The organism is Albibacterium bauzanense (genome assembly GCF_004339765.1).
GTDB classification, from domain to species: Bacteria; Bacteroidota; Bacteroidia; order Sphingobacteriales; family Sphingobacteriaceae; genus Albibacterium; species Albibacterium bauzanense.
Genome location: NZ_SMGO01000002.1, coordinates 738,135 through 759,527, shown reverse-complemented (window position 1 = coordinate 759,527; position 21,393 = coordinate 738,135). Strand labels below are relative to the sequence as shown.

At 35.8% G+C, this 21,393-nt stretch carries 16 protein-coding genes; 11 read left to right on the top strand and 5 right to left on the bottom strand.

Annotated elements, in window-relative coordinates:
- Positions 1-39 precede the first annotated feature (39 nt).
- Both C8N28_RS09260 and C8N28_RS09255 read left to right on the top strand, forming a co-directional pair.
- Positions 40-2,325: a DUF7133 domain-containing protein gene (locus C8N28_RS09260; RefSeq protein ID WP_132224136.1), complete on the top strand. Its 2,286-nt coding sequence runs from the start codon at positions 40-42 to the stop codon at positions 2,323-2,325.
- Between the two features lie 14 nt (positions 2,326-2,339).
- Positions 2,340-3,725 carry a putative oxidoreductase C-terminal domain-containing protein gene (locus C8N28_RS09255; RefSeq protein ID WP_132224134.1) on the top strand — a complete coding sequence of 462 codons (1,386 nt, stop codon included), beginning with the start codon at positions 2,340-2,342 and terminating at the stop codon, positions 3,723-3,725.
- 114 nt (positions 3,726-3,839) lie between these two features.
- Here the strand turns inward: C8N28_RS09255 and C8N28_RS09250 are convergent, their stop codons facing one another.
- Complete coding sequence (locus C8N28_RS09250; RefSeq protein WP_132224132.1) at positions 3,840-4,814, bottom strand: Gfo/Idh/MocA family protein; 975 nt, start codon at positions 4,812-4,814, stop codon at positions 3,840-3,842.
- Between the two features lie 168 nt (positions 4,815-4,982).
- Here C8N28_RS09250 and C8N28_RS09245 point away from each other — a divergent pair, with 168 nt between their 5' ends.
- From C8N28_RS09245 to pncA, 7 genes are all read left to right on the top strand, one after another.
- The gene (locus C8N28_RS09245) at positions 4,983-6,137 is read left to right on the top strand and encodes a formylglycine-generating enzyme family protein (protein ID WP_246012785.1); all 1,155 of its coding nucleotides are present in this window, start codon (positions 4,983-4,985) and stop codon (positions 6,135-6,137) included.
- A gap of 5 nt (positions 6,138-6,142) precedes the next feature.
- Positions 6,143-6,694, top strand: coding sequence for an RNA polymerase sigma-70 factor (locus tag C8N28_RS09240; protein WP_132224130.1), 552 nt, complete (start codon positions 6,143-6,145; stop codon positions 6,692-6,694).
- A gap of 80 nt (positions 6,695-6,774) precedes the next feature.
- Positions 6,775-7,752 (top strand): FecR family protein, encoded by a 978-nt coding sequence (locus tag C8N28_RS09235; protein WP_132224128.1) that lies wholly within the window; start codon positions 6,775-6,777, stop codon positions 7,750-7,752.
- Positions 7,753-7,912: 160 nt separating this feature from the next.
- On the top strand, positions 7,913-11,269 hold the full coding sequence (locus C8N28_RS09230) for a TonB-dependent receptor (RefSeq protein ID WP_132224126.1): 3,357 nt from the start codon (positions 7,913-7,915) through the stop codon (positions 11,267-11,269).
- Positions 11,270-11,289: 20 nt separating this feature from the next.
- Entirely contained in the window at positions 11,290-12,882 is a 1,593-nt protein-coding gene (locus tag C8N28_RS09225) for a RagB/SusD family nutrient uptake outer membrane protein (protein WP_132224124.1), read from the top strand.
- A 29-nt stretch (positions 12,883-12,911) separates the two neighbouring features.
- Positions 12,912-14,351 (top strand): sulfatase family protein, encoded by a 1,440-nt coding sequence (locus C8N28_RS09220; RefSeq protein ID WP_132224122.1) that lies wholly within the window; start codon positions 12,912-12,914, stop codon positions 14,349-14,351.
- 164 nt (positions 14,352-14,515) lie between these two features.
- Complete coding sequence (pncA, locus tag C8N28_RS09215) at positions 14,516-15,226, top strand: bifunctional nicotinamidase/pyrazinamidase (RefSeq protein ID WP_132224120.1); 711 nt, start codon at positions 14,516-14,518, stop codon at positions 15,224-15,226.
- Here pncA and C8N28_RS09210 read toward each other — a convergent pair.
- The 4 genes from C8N28_RS09210 to C8N28_RS09195 all read right to left on the bottom strand — a co-directional run bounded on the left by C8N28_RS09210 (position 15,204) and on the right by C8N28_RS09195 (position 19,244).
- The gene (locus C8N28_RS09210) at positions 15,204-16,082 is read right to left on the bottom strand and encodes a phosphodiester glycosidase family protein (protein ID WP_132224118.1); all 879 of its coding nucleotides are present in this window, start codon (positions 16,080-16,082) and stop codon (positions 15,204-15,206) included. The genes pncA and C8N28_RS09210 overlap by 23 nt on opposite strands.
- A 194-nt stretch (positions 16,083-16,276) precedes the next feature.
- A complete protein-coding gene (locus tag C8N28_RS09205) occupies positions 16,277-16,966 on the bottom strand; it encodes an alkaline phosphatase family protein (protein WP_132224116.1) in 690 nt (229 codons plus the stop codon).
- Complete coding sequence (locus tag C8N28_RS09200) at positions 16,941-17,357, bottom strand: hypothetical protein (protein ID WP_132224114.1); 417 nt, start codon at positions 17,355-17,357, stop codon at positions 16,941-16,943. Before C8N28_RS09200 ends, C8N28_RS09205 begins: the two co-directional genes overlap by 26 nt.
- A 30-nt stretch (positions 17,358-17,387) precedes the next feature.
- Entirely contained in the window at positions 17,388-19,244 is a 1,857-nt protein-coding gene (locus C8N28_RS09195; RefSeq protein ID WP_132224112.1) for a beta-N-acetylhexosaminidase, read from the bottom strand.
- A 294-nt stretch (positions 19,245-19,538) separates the two neighbouring features.
- Between C8N28_RS09195 and C8N28_RS09190 the strand changes: the two genes are divergently transcribed.
- Together C8N28_RS09190 and purQ are read left to right on the top strand one after the other, a co-directional pair.
- Complete coding sequence (locus tag C8N28_RS09190; RefSeq protein ID WP_132224110.1) at positions 19,539-20,519, top strand: DUF6427 family protein; 981 nt, start codon at positions 19,539-19,541, stop codon at positions 20,517-20,519.
- Between the two features lie 147 nt (positions 20,520-20,666).
- Positions 20,667-21,356, top strand: coding sequence for a phosphoribosylformylglycinamidine synthase subunit PurQ (gene purQ / locus C8N28_RS09185; RefSeq protein WP_132224108.1), 690 nt, complete (start codon positions 20,667-20,669; stop codon positions 21,354-21,356).
- Positions 21,357-21,393 lie beyond the last annotated feature (37 nt).

Below are 21,393 nucleotides of genomic sequence, written 5' to 3'. Positions count from 1 at the left end.
CAAAATAAATCATCCTTAAAGCCAATAAATCAATAACCAATGAAAACAAAACACATTTATCCCATTAAATTGCTCCAGCTATTTCTTCCATTTTTATTACTTGTAGCAATATCCTGTAACACTCAACCAAAAGTTCAGGATTTTTCTGTTTCTCCGGTAGTTTCTCCTGAAGATGCAATAGAAAAGATGGAAATAGAAAAAGGTTTTGAAGTAGAATTAGTTGCTTCTGAACCTTTATTAGACGCTCCGATAGCAATGACTTTCGATGAGAAAGGAAGAATCTGGGTAATAGAAATGAAAAGTTTTATGTTGGATACAATCGGCACAGGAGAAGATCAACCTACCGGACAAATATCTATATTAGAAGATAAAGACGGTGACGGAGTTTATGAAGACAAAAAAGTATTCCTGGATTCTCTTGTATTACCTCGCGCTATATCTTTATTCTCTGATGGAATCCTTGTTGCAGAATCACCAAATCTATGGTGGGTACCAAATAACAATGATCAGGCAGGAGAAAAAGTACTGGTAGATGCAGAATATGCCATAGGAGGAAACGCTGAGCATCAACCAAATACATTATTGCGTGGACTTGATAACTGGATTTACAATGCAAAATCAGATAAACGCTATAAAAGAAAAGGCAACGAGTGGATCATTGAACACACACATTTCCGCGGACAATGGGGAATTGCCCAAGACAACTATGGCCGTTTATACTATAATCACAACTCTGCTAACGTTTTAGGAGATTACTTCACCCCTGGTTTCGGAGCAGATAACTCAAACCAACGCAAGGTAGCTGGTTTTATTGAGGCAATTGTTCCTAATAATCGTGTATATCCTTTAAGACCTACGCCAGGTGTAAACAGAGGTTATATGGATGGAATATTAGACAGCACTAAACGCCTTGTTAACTTTACTGCTGCTTCTGCACTAACGATTTACAGAGGAGATCTATTCGGAAATGATTATGCTTTCAATGCTTTCGTACCTGAGCCTGCTGCCAATCTTATCAAAAGAAATATCCTTAGAGAAAATGGAAATACAGTAGAAGGAGAACAAGCCTATGAAAACACTGAATTCTTAAGAAGTTTAGACGAACGTTTCCGTCCAGTATACCTTTCAAACGGTCCTGATGGAGCATTATACGTAGTAGATATGTATCGTGGTATTATTCAGCACAAAACATATGTAACCCCTTATTTAAGAGAGCAAATAGCAGAAAGAGATTTGACATTGCCTCATGAAGTTGGACGTATCTACAGAATAGTTCCTGAAGATGGAAAAAGAGAAATGGTAACCTTCCCTCAAGATGCTCAAGGACTTGTAAAACTTTTAAGCAGTCCGAATGGATGGGTTAGGGACAAAGCACAACAGATCATTATAGATAGAAAACTGACTGACGCTATTCCGGAACTTAGAAACCTTCTTAAAGACGCAAGTAACCCATTACCTCTTATTCATTCATTATGGACTTTAGAAGGCTTAGGTGATTTAACTTCGGCTGATGTAACTGCATTATTTGGTCAACCTGATTTGCATATCAAAATGCAAGCTTTCAGTGCCATGGCTAACATCATTAATAAGGATAATTATAATGACTTTGTTCCTTTCTTAGATCAAATGATTGATCAAAAAGATGCAGCGATTGCTCCTTATATCGCATTTTCAACCGAGAAAATAGAGCCTTTTAATGAAGCTTTAGCAGGACAATTATTGAACAAATTAGTACAAGCCTTTCCGAATGATAAACTCGTAGCCGATGCTGTAGTAAGTGGTCTTTATAACAAAGAAGCAGCATTCTTAAAACAAGTAGAATCAAACGGGTTAGATACCAGTACAGCAATTAACAAAAGCCTGAATCAAACTATGAAAGATATTTTAAGAGCCAAAGATGATGTAAATACAGCAGCTGCGCGTCAGAAATATCCTCAGGGAGCTATGATCTTTAACAGAAACTGTGCAACCTGCCATGGCAGAGATGGCTATGGAATAGAATCTCTTGCTCCGCCATTAAACAAATCAGACTGGGCACTTGGCGAGAAAGATAAAGTTATTGCTACCGTTCTGTTTGGCTTAAGCGGCCCGATAGTGATCAATGGAGAGACTACCAACTTTGCTGGTGATATGCCTGGAATCGGACAAAGTTCTGAATTTACTGATTCAGATATCGCACAAGTAATAAGCTTTGTTAGAAATGCCTGGAGTAATAGTGCATCTAGCGTAAGCGAAGAAGATGTTGCTAAAATCCGTGAGAAATTTAAAGGCAGAGAAGGTGCATTCACTTTAAAAGAGATGGATGAAAACTGGAAAAGAAACTAAATAAAAAAAACAAAATGTCTTATCTAACAAAAACAGCTATTATACTTTCAGTAGCAATAGTTTCAGGATGCGCAGGCTCTAAAGATGTTAATACAGATTCACAAAAAGTGAAGCTTATTACGCTTGAGCCTGGGCATTTCCATGCAGCATTGGTACAAAAATCAATGTATGCTGATGTAGATTCAACGGTTCATGTATACGCTCCGGAAGGGAATGAATTAAATAGCCACATGGCTTTAATTAATCAATACAATTCAGACCCAACAAACCCTACTGCCTGGAACGAAGTAGTTTATACTGGCTCCGATTTCTTTGAAAAGATGTTGGAAGAAAAAGCTGGAAACGTAGTAGTATTGGCTGGAAACAACTTAAAGAAAACAAGTTACATACAGAAATCCATCGATGCCGGATTTAATGTATTGGCCGATAAACCAATGGTTATTGAATCGGATGGCTTTGAAACATTAAAAAACACCTTCGAAGCTGCCAATACGAAAGATCTGCTTCTGTATGATATCATGACAGAACGCAATGAGATATCATCCATCTTACAAAGAGAGTTTTCTTTAATCCCCGAAGTTTTTGGCACCTTAGAGAAAGGCACTCCTGAAAATCCGGCAATTACAGAAGAAAGCACGCATTTCTTTTACAAACAAGTATCTGGAAACGTGTTAACCCGTCCATCCTGGTTTTTTGATACCAAACAACAAGGTGAAGGAATTGCCGATGTTGGTACTCACTTAGTAGATTTGGTACAATGGGTAGGCTTCCCGGAACAGATAATTGATTACACAAAAGATATTGAACTAACTTCTGCAAAAAGATGGAGTACAGATCTATCGTTAAGTCAATTTAATGCTATCACTAAGCTGAATGGCTTCCCTGATTTTCTTCAGAGTAATATCGTACAAGATAGCCTGCTGCAAGTTTATGCCAATGGTGAAGCTAACTTCAAACTGAAAGGTGTAAACGCGAAAGTTGTCGTAAAATGGTTGTATCAGGCACCTGAAGGTACAGGCGATACGCATTTCTCTATGCTACGTGGAACCAAATCGAACCTGGTAATCCGTCAGGAAGCCGAGCAACAATACAGACCAGAACTTTACATCGAACCTGTTAATGGAAAAGATGATGCCTTTAAAGAAGCACTTTTTGCTAAACTGAAGGATGTTCAGGCAAAATATCCTGGAGTAGAACTCATAGAAGTAGAAAAAGGCTGGCAAGTATCTATTCCTGATACCTACAAGGTTGGTCATGAAGCACATTTCGGACAAGTAATGGAGAAATTCCTGGACTATATGAAGAATAGGAATATGCCTGAATGGGAAGTTCCTAACATGATTTCAAAATACTACATTACTACCAAAGCATTGGAACTTTCAAGAAAGACTAATCCTTAAAAGAGTATATCTTTAGTTAAGATAAACAAAGATCAAACTCTGATCAAACAGTCCTTGACCGGTCGTTATACCACTGTTCAAGGACTGTTCAACCACTGTTCAACCACTGTTTGACTACTGTTTAATAAAAGCATCTATAATTCTCATTACTTCGAATCCCTCTGAAGCACTGCATGGGTTTTCTCTCTTGTCCTGAAGGTAAGCCACCACAGCAGCAATCATCGGTTCCTGAACATGAGCAAGGTGCTCAAAAGAGAAATGCTGCTTTCCTTGTTGATTTGTTAACCCAATAGGATCATTACTAAACACTGAGAATGTTATTTTACCTTCTGATCCGATAATTTCACAGGTATCGCTGTTTTCTGATGCATTGAATAACCAACTCCCATTAAATAAAACTTCATTTCGAAATAATATTTGGCCAGCAACCGCGTCATCAACCGGATAAATCTTGGCTTGATTATGAGCAATGCCCTGGGCTTTATCTACATCACCAAAAAAGTAATACATGAGGTCTAGTTGATGTGGAGCAATATCATGAAATAGTCCTCCGCCGGATATAGCCGGATCTAAACGCCATTGAGTTTTCGTTTCTGCTAATGCTTCCTGGGTTAATGGTTTTCTCCAATAACGCAAGGAAACTAATCTCGGTATTCCAATAGCTTTTTCTTCTAAAAGAGCTTTTATCTTCTTAAAATAAGGTTGCTCTCTACGATAATGTGCTACTGTAAGTTTACCTCCACTCTCTCCTACCGCTTTTGCCATATTTTGAGCCTGAACGCTGCTTAAAGTCATTGGTTTTTCAACGTAAACTGCCTTTCCTGCTTTTAGTACTTGCAATGCATAATCTTCATGTGAATCTGGCGGAGTAGCAATATAAATAGCATTCACTTCTGGGTCGTCGATAAGTTCTTGAGCGTTGGTATACCATTTGGCGATACCATGCCTTTTTGCATAATCTTCTGCTTTTTCTGCGTTTCTACGCATAACAGCAACTAATTTAGAACCTTCTACCTTTTGAAACGCGGGTCCGCTTTTTACTTCCGTAACATCTCCGGCACCGATCATTCCCCAGTGAATATCTTGCATATTATCTAGTTAAAATTTAGTACATTCAAAAGTAATAAAAACATATGCTCATGTTGAATTTTTATCTTTTTCCTAATAAAAAGAATGTTTCGCTTTAGGGTATAGACTCGTTTTTAACACTGTATTAATATAGGCTTAAATTATACCAATTACCTTTTATATACATCGATGAAGAAAATAAGCAATATCAGTGTTTGTTGCATGATGGTGACAGCTATATTAGCCTCTTGTAATCAAGGGAAAATGAATACAGAGACCGACAATAGTGAGCAAATTTCTCTTAATAGCCATGATTCTTCATTGTATTGCCAATCAAATATCCCTTCACGTTTCGGTGTTCAGGATCCTTTTCCTGTAGAGCTTGCAAATAATAAAGAGTCGGGATCTACAGAGAATATGGTTTGGATAGATGGTGGAACCTTTGATATGGGAGGAGATAATGATCAGGCATCTGCCGATGAATTTCCCAAGCATAAAGTTTCGGTTGATGGCTTCTGGATGGATGTAACAGAGGTTACCAATGCACAGTTCGCAGCATTTGTTGAAGCAACAGGTTATGTAACTACTGCTGAGATGAAACCAGATTGGGAGGAGTTGAAAAAACAGCTTCCTCCAGGTACTCCAAAACCGGATGAGAGTTTGCTGGTACCTGCATCGCTGGTATTTCATGCTACAGATAAGCAGGTTCCGTTGAACAATGTTGGACAATGGTGGGAATGGAGCACAGGTGCCAACTGGCGACATCCACGTGGCCCGGGCAGTGACATTAAAGGAAAGGAAAACCATCCGGTAGTCCATATTTCTTATTATGATGCAATGGCTTACTGTAAATGGGCAGGAAAGCGCCTGCCAACAGAAGCAGAGTGGGAATGGGCGGCAAGAGGCGGTTTGAAGAATAATATTTATCCTTGGGGAAATGAAAATGTTGATGCAGGCAGTCCCAAGGCCAACAGTTGGCAGGGACAGTTTCCATCAAATAATACTGAACGAGATGGATTTTATTTTTCTGCTCCTGTAAAATCGTTTAATGCTAATGGATATGGTTTATATGATATGGCTGGAAATGTTTGGGAATGGTGTTCTGACTATTATGCTGCTGATTATTATGCAAGCATTAACGAGCCTCAAGCGATCAATAATCCAATGGGACCATCCAAGTCTTTCGACCCGGAAGAACCTTATACTTCAAAACGTGTAACCAGAGGAGGGTCCTTCTTATGTAATGATAGTTACTGCTCAGGCTATCGCGTTGCCAGGCGCATGAAAACGACTGAAGATAGCAGTTTGGAGAATCTTGGATTTAGGACCGTTAGAGATAAGTGATCACTATGAATAACAACATATCCTATATGGTAGACGGCCTAATAAAGAGTGATCCTTTAAGTTTTAAGATGATCTATAAACTTTATTGGAAAAAACTCTATCATATAGCATATAATTTATTACAGTCTGAGCAGGAAGCAGAAGATGTAGTTCAAGATGTTTTTAGTTCTCTATGGTATCGCAGAGAACATATTCATATTAAAGTAGGATTGGAGAATTACCTTGTAAGGGCTACGAAATATACTGCTTTCTTTTATCTTAAAATAAGATCAAAGAATCAAACTATTGAACTAAAAGCTCCTATCTCATATAATGATGTGCAGTCAAAGGTTGAATATGAGGAACTGGAAACGCTCATATCTAATTTATTAGATTCATTACCGAGTAAAACAAGCCGTATTTTTTCATTAAGCCGTTTTGAAGGATTAACCTACCCTCAGATTGCTGAAGAAACAGGGCTTTCTGTTAAAAGTGTTGAATACCATATATCTGTTGCTTTGAAGAAGTTTTCTAAGGAGTTGGTGTATACGATCTCTGTCTTCCTCTTTATTTTTTAAATAACAAACATTTTCTTTAGGGTATAAGGCCTTTTCTTACACTCATTAGTATAAGCTGTAAATACACAGAATATCATAACATGCCGAACATAAAAATTAAAAACTTACTTGAAAAATATATTCATGGGACCTGTACTCCTGAAGAGGAAAAGTATGTTCATGAGTGGTTTGATCAAGATGAAGATATTACTGAGAATCAAAATCTCTTATCACAAGAAGAATGCACCTTTAAAGAAGAGAAGATATGGAACAACCTTCAACTTACTGTATTAAATAACAATCCTTCTTTCTCAACGAAAAAGAAAAGTATTAATTATAGTCAGATTTATAAATACGCAGCTATTATCATCATGTTTCTAGCATTAATTTTTGAGATAAATAGCTATGGGAATGGTGCGTTCTGGTGGAATGGGGATCGCTATACAACTGCTTATGGAGAAATTAAAGAAATAAGTCTGAAAGATGGTTCTGTTGTTACGTTAAATTCTATGTCAGAATTAAAGGTTCCAAATAATTATGAAAAAAGTAATAGAGAATTGTTTTTAACAGGAGAGGCCTACTTTAAAGTAAAGAAGAATACAGATAAGCCCTTTATTGTGTATGCGAATGATATATCAACTACAGCATTGGGTACTGAATTTAATGTTTCAGCCTATGTCGAGGATAATAAAACCATCGTTTCTCTAAAGAAAGGCAAGGTTGAGGTTAAAGAACTTACTCTTAATACTTCAAGTGAAGTGATTCTAAATCCAGGAGAAGAAGTTCTTATCCAACAGAATCAAACTCTAACTAAAAGCACTTTCTCGGATACAGAACGTCTGGGGTGGAAGGTAGAACACTTATTGGTTTTTAAAGATGCTAATATCGAGGAAGTCTTAGGTAAATTAAGAAGGCACTATGGTGTTAAATTTAATTACTCTGGCTTACAGAATAAACAATGGAAACTTACAGGAGAGTTTAAAGAGCAATCTCTGAATGATGTACTGGAAAGTCTATCGTTTAATTATAACATGCAATACGAAATACGGAAAGGTGAAGTAATCCTATTCGACAAATAAAAAATAACCATACTAAAATAAACCAACCTCAATTATGAACAGCAGTTAAGAAATATAAGCTGGCAAACAAAATGTCGCCAGCTTATACATAGAATTATTTTATTTATCAACAGACAGTTTGGAGACCGGACTGTTGACAACAATTTAACTAAACAAAATTATGAAAAAAAGTTTACTAAGCATCCTTATGTTTACATCAAGGCTAAGTTTGATAGTTTTTGCTATTCAACTCATAAGTGCCAATCTTATATTCGCATATGAGGCTAGTGCTCAAATGAATGTCCGAATTCACACAAATGTATCAAATACTACCGTTAAGCATGTTTTTGATGCTATAGAATCAAAAACGGCCTACAATTTTATTTACGACTCCAATAATGTGGATGTAAATAAAGCTATTTCTTTAAATGAAGATTTAACAGTTAAAGAAATCCTTAATACTCTAGAAACAGACTTAGGTCTCGTTTTTAGACCGATTAATAATACCATTACCGTTGTTAATATAAATTCGCAGACAGGAAACACAAGAGCATCAAATCTCTTTCTACAAACTCTGTCTAAACAAGCTCAAATAACAGGTACAGTAACAGACAATAAGGGTGAATCATTGCCGGGCGTAAGCGTAAAAGTGAAAGGTGCATTAACTGGATCTTCGACTGACATTAATGGTCAATATAGTTTAAATGCACCAGGTAGTAGCACACTTGTATTTACTTATATTGGTTTTGTAGCTCAGGAAGTTGCAGTCAACAATCGATCATCAGTTAACGTTATTCTATTAGAAGATACTCAAAATCTAGAAGAAGTAGTCGTAGTAGGATATGGTACACAAAAGAAAGTAAGTGTAACCAACTCAGTAAGTCAAATACAGGGAGAAGTGCTTACAGAAAGACCGGTTTCTAATCTAGGACAGGCATTACAAGGACAAGCACCGGGTTTGACAGTATTAGATTTGGGAGGTATGCCAGGTCGCTCTACTTCTACTATTCGTGTACGTGGAATAACAACCTTACCAGATGCTAATAACCCAGCTAAAAATGATGCACTTGTTATTGTAGACGGTATCGAACAATCCCTTTCTGATATAAACCCAGATGATATTGCAACAGTTTCTATTTTAAAAGATGCAGCTTCAACAGCGATTTATGGATCGAGAGCTGCCAATGGTGTAATCTTAATTACTACTAAGCGTGCTAAAGCAGGTAAAGCTTTAGTAACATTCAATAGTTACTATGCATTACAAAATACAATTAACCATCCTAAAATGGATACTGAATCTTATATGCATTTGCAACAAGTAGCTTATCAGAATGCAGGATTGGCTATTCCTTCAATGTATACTGACGAATCTATTAAAACATGGATGACTAGTAATGACCGCGAACAATACCCATTAGCCAATGTTTGGTTTGACGAATTATTCCAAACAGCACCTCAATTGAATAGCACTTTATCTATAAGTGGAGGAAGCGAAAATTTTAAAGCACGTATGAGTGCTAGATATATGAAACAAGATGCACTTATTTCTGGCTATGGTGCCAACTTAGGGGAGATAAGAGTAAATACTGACTATGTAGTATCCAAAAAGATTAATGTTGTTGCTGACTTAAATTATCGTCGTAACGATTCAAAAGCACCAACTTTAGAGAACAATGTTTATGATCGTATGTTTCATGGAACTTTGTTTGCTGTTCCTAAATATGCAGATGGAAGTTATGGCCTTAGTACCCAAGGACAAAGTCCCTTAGTATATGCTGAACTAGGCGGTGTTTCTCATCGATATATGGAAAACATTATTGGTAATATAAAAGGAGATTGGGCAATTATAGATGGTTTAAAATTCACAACTCAGTTAGCTGCTCGTATTGATTTATTCAGAGAAAAATCTTTTGGTAATGAATTTACAGTCACCGATAAACGTTATAATGTAACCCGATCCATTTTAAATAATTCATTAACTGAAACGAGGAACAATACAACAGAATATACCATAAACAATTTGCTTACCTACGATAAGACTTTTGAAAAACATAATATTTCTGCTTTAATAGGTAACTCAATAATCTCAAACGTTACAAATACCCTTAGTGCTTATCGTGAAAGGTTTTATAATAATGACATTCAATCTATTGGACAAGGTGCAAATGATGGCACTAAAAGCAATAATGGGGGTGATGCTGAGTGGAATTTAGCCTCATATTTTGCACGAGTAAATTATTCTTTAAATGACAAATATTTGTTTGAGGCTAATGGACGATATGATGGTTCATCACGATTTACTGGCAGCAATCAATATAGTTTTTTTCCTTCTTTTTCAGCAGGATGGCGACTATCACAAGAAGAGCTTTTTAGCAATATAGACGTAATCAATGAATTAAAACTAAGAGGTTCGTGGGGAAGAACAGGTAATCAAGCAGTAGGATTGTATAGCTATCTTCAAGCTCTATCTACATCATCGTATGCATTTGGATCATCTTCTGTAATAGGATATAGTCCGACAACACTTTCTAATCCAGATATAACTTGGGAAACAACAACCCAAACCAACATTGGATTAGATGCCCAGTTGTTTAGAAACTTAAGCATTACATTAGATTACTACAAAAAAAGGACGGATGGTATTTTAATTAACCTTCCAATTCCTCAAACCATTGGACTATCAGCTCCTCCACAAAATGCAGGAGTAGTAGATAACACCGGTTTAGAGGTTGCATTAGGCTATAGAAATAATTCTCACAACATTAAATATAGTCTCAATGGTAATGTTGCTATAAATAATAACAGAGTAATTAGCTTAGCAGACACTGGACCATATATTTCAGGCGACGATATTAATCCTCAATATATCATTAAAGAAGGATTACCCATCAATGCTCATTGGGGCTATTTAACTGATGGTTTATTTCAAACCATTGAAGAGATTAATAACTACCCTACCATTACAACTAATCGGAAACCAGGTGATGTAAAATTCGTAGATCTCAATGACGATGGTATTATCAATTCTGATGATATGACAATGATTGGTAGTTCATTTCCGAAATACACATTTGGATTTTCTGGGAACATTGGTTATGGGAATTTTGAACTGTCTGCCTTTTTACAAGGTGCTGCAAAAGTGGACACACGCCTTGCCGGAGCTTTAGCGGAAATGGGAAATAATGAGGGTTTCACTCCAGCCTTAGTAACAAAAAACAATTACTGGACTCCAGAGCATCCAGATGCACGTTTTCCACGCCCAGTAAAGAGAGATATCACAAACTCCAATACTTCTGATAGAATGGTTATTGATGGTTCATATATACGACTTAAAAACGTTCAGTTAAGTTACACGTTACCTCAATCTTTAATTGAGAAGCTTAACATGACAAAAATAAGCGTATATACATCAGCAACGAATTTGTTTACCATTTCAAAACTAAACGAATGGGGCCTAGATCCTGAAACCCCATCAGGAAGAGCTACTTATTACCCACAAACTTCATTGTGGACGTTTGGTTTAAATGTTCAGTTCTAATTATATTAATAACAAATACTATGAAAGCACGTGCTTTTTTTATCATAACAACCCTATCACTGACTATTGCCAGTGTAGTAACAAGTTGTAAAAAGGATTTTCTAAATACAGTTCCTAATGATCGTTTATCTGGTGAGTTCTTTTGGAAAACAGAAGAAGATGCAGAGTTAGCAGTCAATGCAATATATCCAAATCTAGATGCACAATCGCAATTATTCTTGTTGGATGGGCTAACAGATATTGCTCATGTAAATCAGTTTTTTGCAGTTAGTTCTCAAGTAGAACAAAACGTATACGATGCCTCAAGTTCAGTTATTGCATCTCAATGGTCAGCAGCATATAAAGGTATAGCAGCAGCTAACTTTGTCTTAGATAATATTAATAGAGTTCCAGAAACGGAAACAAATAAAGTGGCATTAAATCAATATAGAGGTGAAGCAAAAGCATTGCGAGCCTATCAGTATATAAAATTAGCAGCTTCTTTTGGAGATGTTCCTTTAGTTACAAAAACAATAAGCATTCAAGAAGGCAAGCAATTAGTTAATGCACCAATAAATGAGATTTGGGACTTTATTGATAAGGAATTGAAAGAAGCAGTGGAATTATTACCATCAACCATTGAAAAGGGAAGAATATCTAAGGGTGCCGCATGGGCTCTTAATGCGAGAGCAAATCTATACGCTGGTCGCTATCAAAATGCTATTGATGCAGCTCAAAAAGTATTCGATCTTAATCTTTACCATTTATACCCTCGATATGAGAAATTATTTAGCTATGCTGCTGAAGGAAATGAAGAGATAATTTTAGATAGACAATACTTGAAAGATGTATTATCGAACAATGTCTTCAGCACAATGGCCCCTTATAGTCAAGCAACTTCTACCAATACTTACGTACCTACCAAATCAATAGCTGACCTATATCCGATGGCGAACGGTCTTCCAATAACTGATATAAATAGTGGTTTTGATAAATTCAACCCATATATAGACCGGGATCCTAGGATGCGCTATTCTATGTTTGTACCTGGAGATGTATTACCAGACGGTAAAATCTTCAATCCATTACCAAAAAGCGGAACCCCCGATGCTATAGGAAGTACTTTTAATGCAACTTCAACAGGATATACTATTAAAAAATATATTAATAATGAAGACTTGGCAAACCCGGCTAATAATGGTATAAACAGCATCCTTATTCGTTATGCTGAAGTGTTATTAACTTTTGCAGAGGCGAAGATTGAATTAAATCAGATTAATGATCAAACTGCATTAAACGCCATAAATCAAGTACGGCAACGAGGCGATGTAAATTTACCTCCTCTTTCTAATACCCTTAACCGAGAACAATTGAGGGAAGCGGTTAGAAAGGAAAGAACAATAGAACTTGCCTTTGAAGGATTTAGAATGTTTGATATTCGTCGCTGGAAAACTGCGGAAACTGCAATTCCTGGTTCAGTTTATGGTATTACATATCTGGATAATGGACAGTTAAAAACAATTGAAGTACCTTCTTATATAAAGAAATTCGACAAGAACAGGGATTATCTATGGCCTATTCCTCGGAATGAAAAAATCCTGAATACGAACTTAGTTCAAAATCCAAATTGGTAAATTAGTCATACATACTAAATAAAAAGCTGATGAAAAAATGGTATATATTATTAGTAGGTATTTGCTTGCTAACAATACATGTAACTGCCCAAGTACCTCAAAAACCAAATGTTATTATCATCATGATGGATGATATGGGCTATGGTGATATAGAGCCTTATGGGATGACTGGAATACCCACCCCTAATTTTAACAGGATGGCAAAAGAAGGAACTCGATTTACTCACTATAATGCTGCTCAGGCAGTTTGCACAGCATCTAGAGCTTCGCTATTAACTGGTAGTTATCCAAATAGGGTAGGAATGTCTGGTGCCTTATTACCTGGTAGCAAAACAGCCTTGAATCCAGAAGAAGAAACTATAGCATCTCTACTGAAAGCATCAGGCTATATAACCGGAATGTTAGGAAAATGGCATCTTGGTAATGAAGCCCCTTATTTTCCTCTAAGCTATGGGTTCGATAGTTTTTACGGTATTCCCTATTCGCATGATATCTGGCCTATTGATTATGATGGAAATCGCATCACAGATCCAAATAATATGCGTGGTAAATGGCCTGCCTTACCTGTTATTGAAGGAAACAAAAAAGTCGACTCAATACTTACACTACAGCAAGCTTCACTTTTAACACGTACATTTACTGAAAAAGCCGTTTCCTTCATAAAAGAAAACAAAAACAATCCTTTCTTTCTTTACCTGGCCCATCCAATGCCTCATGTACCTCTAGTCGCATCCGATAAATTTTCAGGGAAAAGTGAAATGGGTGTCTTTGGTGATGTAATCATGGAATTAGATTGGTCTATTGGCGAAGTACTATCAACTTTAGATGAAGAAAAAATCGCTGATAATACAATCTTGATTGTCATTAGTGATAATGGTCCTTGGCTGAATTTTGGGGATAATGCTGGTTCATCCGGTGGTTTTAAAGAAGGCAAATCAACTTCATGGGAAGGAGGAACGCGTGTGCCATTTTTAATTCGATGGCCGGATAAAATTGAGGGAGGAACCGTAAACAGTAGCTTAATGACTAATATGGACTTACTCCCTACTTTAGCAAAAGCAACAGGCTCATCCTTACCAAAAAATAAGATTGATGGCTTAAATTTCTTACCATTATGGCTCCATGAAACGAATAAAGGTCCGAGAGAAGTTTTCTACTATTACTTTGGTAAAAACAATTTAGAAGGGGTCCGTTATAAAAACTGGAAATTGGTCCTACCGCATCCTTCTGGTTCGTATACTGCTTTACATGGTAAAGCTGGACACCCTGGTGTAATTTCACGAGTAAATGTTCCATTAGCTTTATATGATTTAGCCCATGACCCTGGTGAAGCATACGATGTTCAACAATTATATCCGGAAATAGTACAAAAACTTATCGGTTTAGCTGAAGATGCACGCGTGGATTTAGGTGATGATTTGACACAAAGAGTAGGTAATAATATCCGAAAGGCTGCTATATTGCCTTAATTACATCTTATTATAATAACTATCGATGCTCTTTCATGATCTTTTGATTAATGAAAGAGCATTTTCTTTTGATGCCGTTGGTTAATATTTCATTTCATATTTAAAATACAAATATGATGCATAAAAAAAGATAAAATGAATTCAAAGAATTCGTATATTGATGTATGAGCAATATACTTCCCTCTAAATTAGTGGAACGTTTAAGGGATGAATTCCACTTTGAGGAAAAACTTTATTTTGAAGGTACATCGAATATAAAAAACAATGCCCTTATAATCATTGATATTCAATATGATTTTTTACCTGGCGGGTCTCTGGCAGTTCAGGATGGTAATAAAATAATTCCTATCATTAATAAGATACAGGAACATTTTGATTTAATTGTGATTACGCAAGATTGGCATCCAGCAAATCATAAAAGCTTTGCTTCATCTCATAAGGATAAAAAACCTTACGATATTATTAAACTACATGGAGCAGACCAAGTACTTTGGCCAGTTCATTGTGTGCAGGGCTCAAGAGGTGCTGCGATTTCAAAGCAGTTGGAAACACAAAAAACTAGCTTAATTATACGGAAAGGAATGAACACGGAAATTGATAGCTACAGCGGATTTTTTGATAATGAGAGACTAAACTCAACTGGACTAGCTGGTTTCCTGACTGAGAAAGGGATAAACAAAGTATCTATCTGTGGATTAGCCGCGGATTTCTGCGTTTTCTATACAGCAATGGATGCTTTAGATTTAGGATTTGAGGCAGAAATTGTTATAGATGCAACAAAAGCTATTGATCCTGATGAATTCAAAATTAAATTAGAGGCCTTTAAAGAAAAAGGAGGAAAGGAAATTTCGTCTACTTCTTTTTTATTAAAATAACGCTAGCAACAGGCCGCTCTCCTTCATGATCAAACTGCTTATTATCTGATGGATAATTCAATACTCCTGATTTAATGGGTGTATTAAGTACTAAAGTTGTAGAACCTCCGCCATCTAAATTCAAAGCCTTTTCTGCTCCTATTTGTTTTAAAAAGTAGGCAAGTTCAGGAAGACTCATTCCATAAGATTGATTACTTCTACCATCAACTGTCATCAATATCAGTTTATTTCCATTTAAAGCAACAGCAGAACGAGGATGGCGATTATCATTGAACGCATTCTTTGCCAATATAACATAGGCCTCGTCCATAATTAGAAGCGGACCACAGACCATGATATCTGGCGCATCAATACTATCCTCCCAATTCATATTAGTCAATTCGGTTCCTAAAATATCTATATTTTCTTTACCAGAATTACCATTTATAATAATCGCACCATTTGTTCTATCACTTCTCTCCTCTCCTGTATTCATAGTGGTTGTATTAACTATCTTGTTATCAATTTTCAAGAAGGTAACGGATCCACCATCTTTAACATCAAAAAAACCTCCATTAATACCTCCAATAGCATCATTGTTTTTGACAAACTCAGAAGTAAGTTCCAGACCAGTCGCTAAACCTGCAAAATCTATATCTATTTTTTTCTTATTTAGGTCTATTTCTAATATGTTAACCTCTTGGTGGGCTTGGTATAGGTCATCAAAATGAGCTTGTTTCCACACAATTCCTTTCTCGATTTTGTGTTTATTCCACTTTATCTGCGCAATAGCGGTCGAGTCTTTTGGACTTTGTGCCATTCCGCTTGAAATAATAAGAAAATACAGGCTGCTGAATAAATAGATGATTTTTTTCATGATCTAAAAATACAAATATTATAAGCCCTAAGAAATATATCTATAAAAAGAAAGGCCTTCAGTCGGGGAGACTGAAGACCTTTACTAACCAATTATAAACCTAAATTATGAAAGGACAAATATAGTGTACTTTATACACTGTATGCAAATTATCTTTGTAAAATAAATGTAATAATTGAGTTAATTAATATTTTTTATTCATCCAGGTTCTCAATCCTATCTCCGATAGGTTTAGATGATTGATATTGTAACCCTAACAGATACGCCATTGTTTGTGCAAATTGATTTTGAAATAAATTTGCATTAACTTTCATTTCTCCTTGAGGATGAATTCCTGGTCCCATGATAGCAAACCATATTTCATTAGAATGTGGTATCGTAGCTCCATGCGAGACCCATTGTTCATTGTAGCCTCTTCCATGATCAACCGTAATAAGCAATGCTGTATTATCTCTATATTGTGGCAATGATTGTATATAACTCCACAAATCTGCAATCATTGTATCGAAAGTAAATATCTTTTCTAAATAAAGAGGATAGCTGCCATCATGTGCCATATCATCCGTCCATGCAAAACCAATACTTAATACTCTTGGCTGATTAATCCTTAAGTATTCTTTGGCATGCAAATAGGTTATATAATCAGGCCTGGAACTCTCACCCCTGTGAGATAGTTGTTGTAAATTATTTAACGTTTCTTGTAGTGGCGATAGATTTGGCCCTGCTATATCTGTATGTCCCCCATTAATCATAAAGCCACTTCTTTTTGCATTCAAATATGCTGAGGCTCTATCCCAAGATGCAAAAGAAGCTACCTTACCTTCAAACTCGGGTTGTTTGTTAATAAACTCAAATACGTTAGTATTGATTTTCAGTAAGATCATTCGATTTAATAGCTGTATCGACTGTGCCGGTAAAGATTTCACTGTATCCTGGCTTAGAGATATTAGTTAAGTTTTTTACAGAAACATTGTTTCCGTAATTTCTATTACCATATATACGTCCTTGCTTCTCTATTGTACTCCATAAAAAGGGCATAAGCTTTTGACGGCGTTCAACGGCAGTTTCGGCCCAAAATTTTCTAGTAAGACGAGCTGCTTCTGTCTTCTTAAACTTATCATTAAAAAGGATTATAGAATCTGCTCCTCCAAACACTTCATTCCATCTAGCACCATCTATCGTAATTACAATTAAATTTTCTGCACGATCTGTTGATTGTGCAAAAAGGGATGCAGTTGATAGTAAGAAGACTATTAAAATGATTGATTTCTTCATAACATTTTCTATTTATCTATTTCATTGAAGTTATTCTACTCCTAATGAATCAGTAAACATTGAGCTGGCTCTACCTCCAGGAGTTTCAATAATATAGTTCAGCTTCAAAGGTCCTTGTCCTTTTCCCACAAATGGCATCTCAAAAGTACCCTTATAAAGCGTTCCATTATTATCTGCTTTATGTCCATCTATCGTATAATACACTGTACTATTAGCCACAAATGGAGTAATTGTAACTGTTTTCCGACCTGATATATTATTTATTCCGACCTCAACTTTTGCTTCCGGAATACGATAGTTGATATGCTGACGCTCCAGTTCTTGTAATCTTTCTGGTAAACGCTGAGTTGTAAACTCATCATAATTTTGCCTTGCAGTACCTGTCCAGGCTACTTCTGAAAGGGCAAGCATACGGGGGAATAACATGTATTCCAATTTATTATCAGTTGCAATATATTCTGTCCACAGATTTGCCTGTACGCCAAGTATATGTTTCTGTTCATCCTGAGTTAATGCACCAGGCCTTGGATTATAACCATATACTTTATCTAAAGGTACGAATCCGCCAATGGACAAAGGCTCTGAGGCTGCATCTTTAGATTGAAGGTAATCTATATATAGATAACTATTAGGAGTCATAATAACATCGTGACCTGCTTGCGCAGCAGCTATACCACCCTTTTCTCCGCGCCAGCTCATTACAATGGCATTCTCTGCAAGTCCGCCTCCTTCTAAGATTTCATCCCAACCGATAAGTCGTCTACCATGTTTGTTTAGAAATTCTCCAACACGATTGGTAAACCAACTCTGCAATTCATGTTCATCCTTTATTTTGTTTTTCTTAATAAAACTTTGCGCTACCGACGATGCTTTCCATTCATCCTTTGGTGCTTCATCTCCTCCTATATGAATGAGTTCACTTGGAAAAATATCCATTACTTCTGTTAATACATCTTCTATAAATTTAAATGTTGCTTCATTGGGACCCAAAATAGTAGGCATAACTCCCCAATAGCCTAAAACATGGTAAGGGCCTGTTCCATTGCCAAGTTCAGGATAGGCTGTTAAAACTGCTGTATTATGACCCGGTACTTCTATCTCTGGAATAACTGTAATTTTCCTATCGGCAGCATATTTTACAAACTCACGAGCTTCTTCTTGTGTATAATATCCTCCGTGCTTTTCTCCATCGTATATAAATGGCTTAAAGTCTGAATACCTTCCAATAATGGTCGAATCTCTCCAAGCTGAAACCTCAGTAAGTTTAGGATATTTTTTAATTTCTAATCTCCAACCTTGGTCATCTGTTAAATGCCAATGAAGACGATTAAACTTAAAATATGCCATTTGATCCACTATTTTCTTCATTTGATCAAGGGTGAAAAAATGTCTTGCAACATCAATCATTACTCCCCGATAACCAAATTCTGGTTTATCATTAATAAGAACACCAGGAACTGTTAACTGTCCATCTACATTTTCAATAAGTTGCAATAGAGACTGCAACCCATAAAATAACCCCGCATTTCCCCCTTTAATTACAACCTGATCTTTGTTAACGTCAAGCGTATATTCTTCTTGATTAGTAGGTGTTGTTTCTTCTAATATAATAACATTCTTTGCAGCGTCTAATGAGCTTACGGCAAGACGTATCTTATAGCGATCCCATATCAAATCATTAAACAAGGATACCATTTTACGTGTATCTTCACTTTTTGCAATAATCTGTGTTTGATTATTTAATTTAAATACAGGGCTTTTAGCTTGTATGGAGGCTGGTTTGGGGATAATTGAAAAAGTCTCTACCTGTTGTGCAAAACTGTAAGTAGATCCTCCTAATATCAGCAAAAGAGCCATGAAAGTTTTTAAAGTCTTTTTTAATTTCATAGCGTTTATATCAAGGTTTCTATTAAAAATGGTGATCAAAATATAATCATTTCTTACGAATGATTAACGATTATAAGATTTATAATTTCAAAAAACAAGGTGAAAGCAAACACAATCGATTGCATAAAATTTAATAGTTTAAATTGTTTATTTTCCATTAATATGCTCATATATAAGTATTAACGAAAACGATGAACAATGAAATAGCCTAAATCAATGAGTTAAAGGCAATAGAATAAAGGAATAGCCTAAATAATTAAGTAATTTTGCTTTAAGAAACCCTATACATTAAGTATGATCAATATATTTAGAAGTTTCAACCCGTTTAATTTCCTCTATTTGATCCCCTTAGCTTCGCTATTATGTATCGGAGCATTTATTAATTTTCCAGAAGATTTAAGACCGATATTTTTTGAGCCCGCTATTTCTAACCTCACGGGAAATCTTTTTGAAGAAATGATAACACCTACGATAAGTGTTCTAATTACTGTGGCTCTAACCATCATTCAAGGGCTCTTACTGAATTTCGTCGTAAATAAATATAACCTGCTTGGTAAACCTAACTATTTAACAGCTCTGCTATACATTACCCTAGCCAGTATGCTAACCCCATTTCTTACTTTATCATCCACTTTAATTTGCAATTTTTTTCTAATATGGATGATAGATAAGTTCTTGTTTATTTATCGTCGTGCTGAGATTAAGTCGGTTATGTACGACTTAGGGCTAATCGTTGCCGTAGGAACATTGTTTTATTTTCCATTTATTGCCATGTTTCTATTATTATGGATTAACCTCATTTTGCTTCGACCTTTTAATTGGCGAGAATGGACAGCAGGTGTCCTTGGCTTTTTAACTGTGTATTTTATTTTATTTGTCATTTATTTATGGTTGGATAAGCTTTTTCTTTTCAGAAGTATCTGGCTGCCTTTAACGCATCCATTTCCGACATCATTGAATATTGATATTTATGATTACCTGGTACTGATTGCCCCGGCTTTAATACTTATACTATTCGTTATTTCTATTCGGCAAAACTTCTTTAAAAGTGTGATTCATATCCGAAAGTCATTCCAACTACTTTTTTTCATGCTGATTCTTGGATTACTTTCATTTTACCTAAACTCTAACTTCGAGGAATATCATTTTCTCCTATGTATTCCTCCCTTAACCATTTATATGGCTTACTACTTTACACATGCAAGAATACGTTGGTTATACGAAGGATCATTTGCATTGTTAATTTTAGCTATTCTGTATTTCCAATGGTTTTAGTAAAATCTTTAACCTTTTTTAACAAAAATACCATGCAAAGCATTTAAAATTTGAATAGATTTGCATGATAATACAGTTAATTTCTGCTTTTTAGAATTGCATGTATAAAATAATTGGCTCAAAAGGCCCTAATTAAGTCTATCAAAAATGAAATTTGGAGTTGTAGTTTTCCCTGGATCAAATTGTGATGAAGATATAATATATACATTACAACATATTATGGGCCAGGATGTAGTTCGTCTATGGCATAAAGATAAAGATTTGCAAGGAGCAGACTTTATTGTTTTGCCAGGAGGATTCTCTTTTGGTGATTATCTTCGTTCTGGAGCTATTGCTAAGTTTTCACCAATTATGCAAGAAATTATTTCTTTCGCGAATAAAGGAGGAAATGTATTAGGAATATGCAATGGCTTCCAAATATTAACAGAAGCCGGCTTACTTCCAGGAGCCCTGTTACAGAATAAGAATCAAAAGTTTATTTGTGCTAATACTTATATCAAAGCAGAAACAAATGATTCATTAGTTACATCACAAATAGATTTAAACAAGGCACTAAAGATTCCAATTGCTCATGGCGAGGGGAATTATTTTGCAGATGCAGATACATTAAAAAAGCTGGATGATAATGACCAGGTTTTATTCCGTTATTGTGATTATAATGGAAATATTACTGCTGAAAGCAACCTAAATGGTTCAATAAACAACATTGCTGGTGTTTCCAATAAAAATAGGAATGTTTTTGGCTTAATGCCTCACCCAGAACGAGCTTCAAATAGCCTCTTAGCAAATGATGATGGTTTAATCCTTTTTGAATCTATTTTATCCACAGTTTACTAATTTTCTTCAGAAATACCGCCTGAATGATTTACGATAA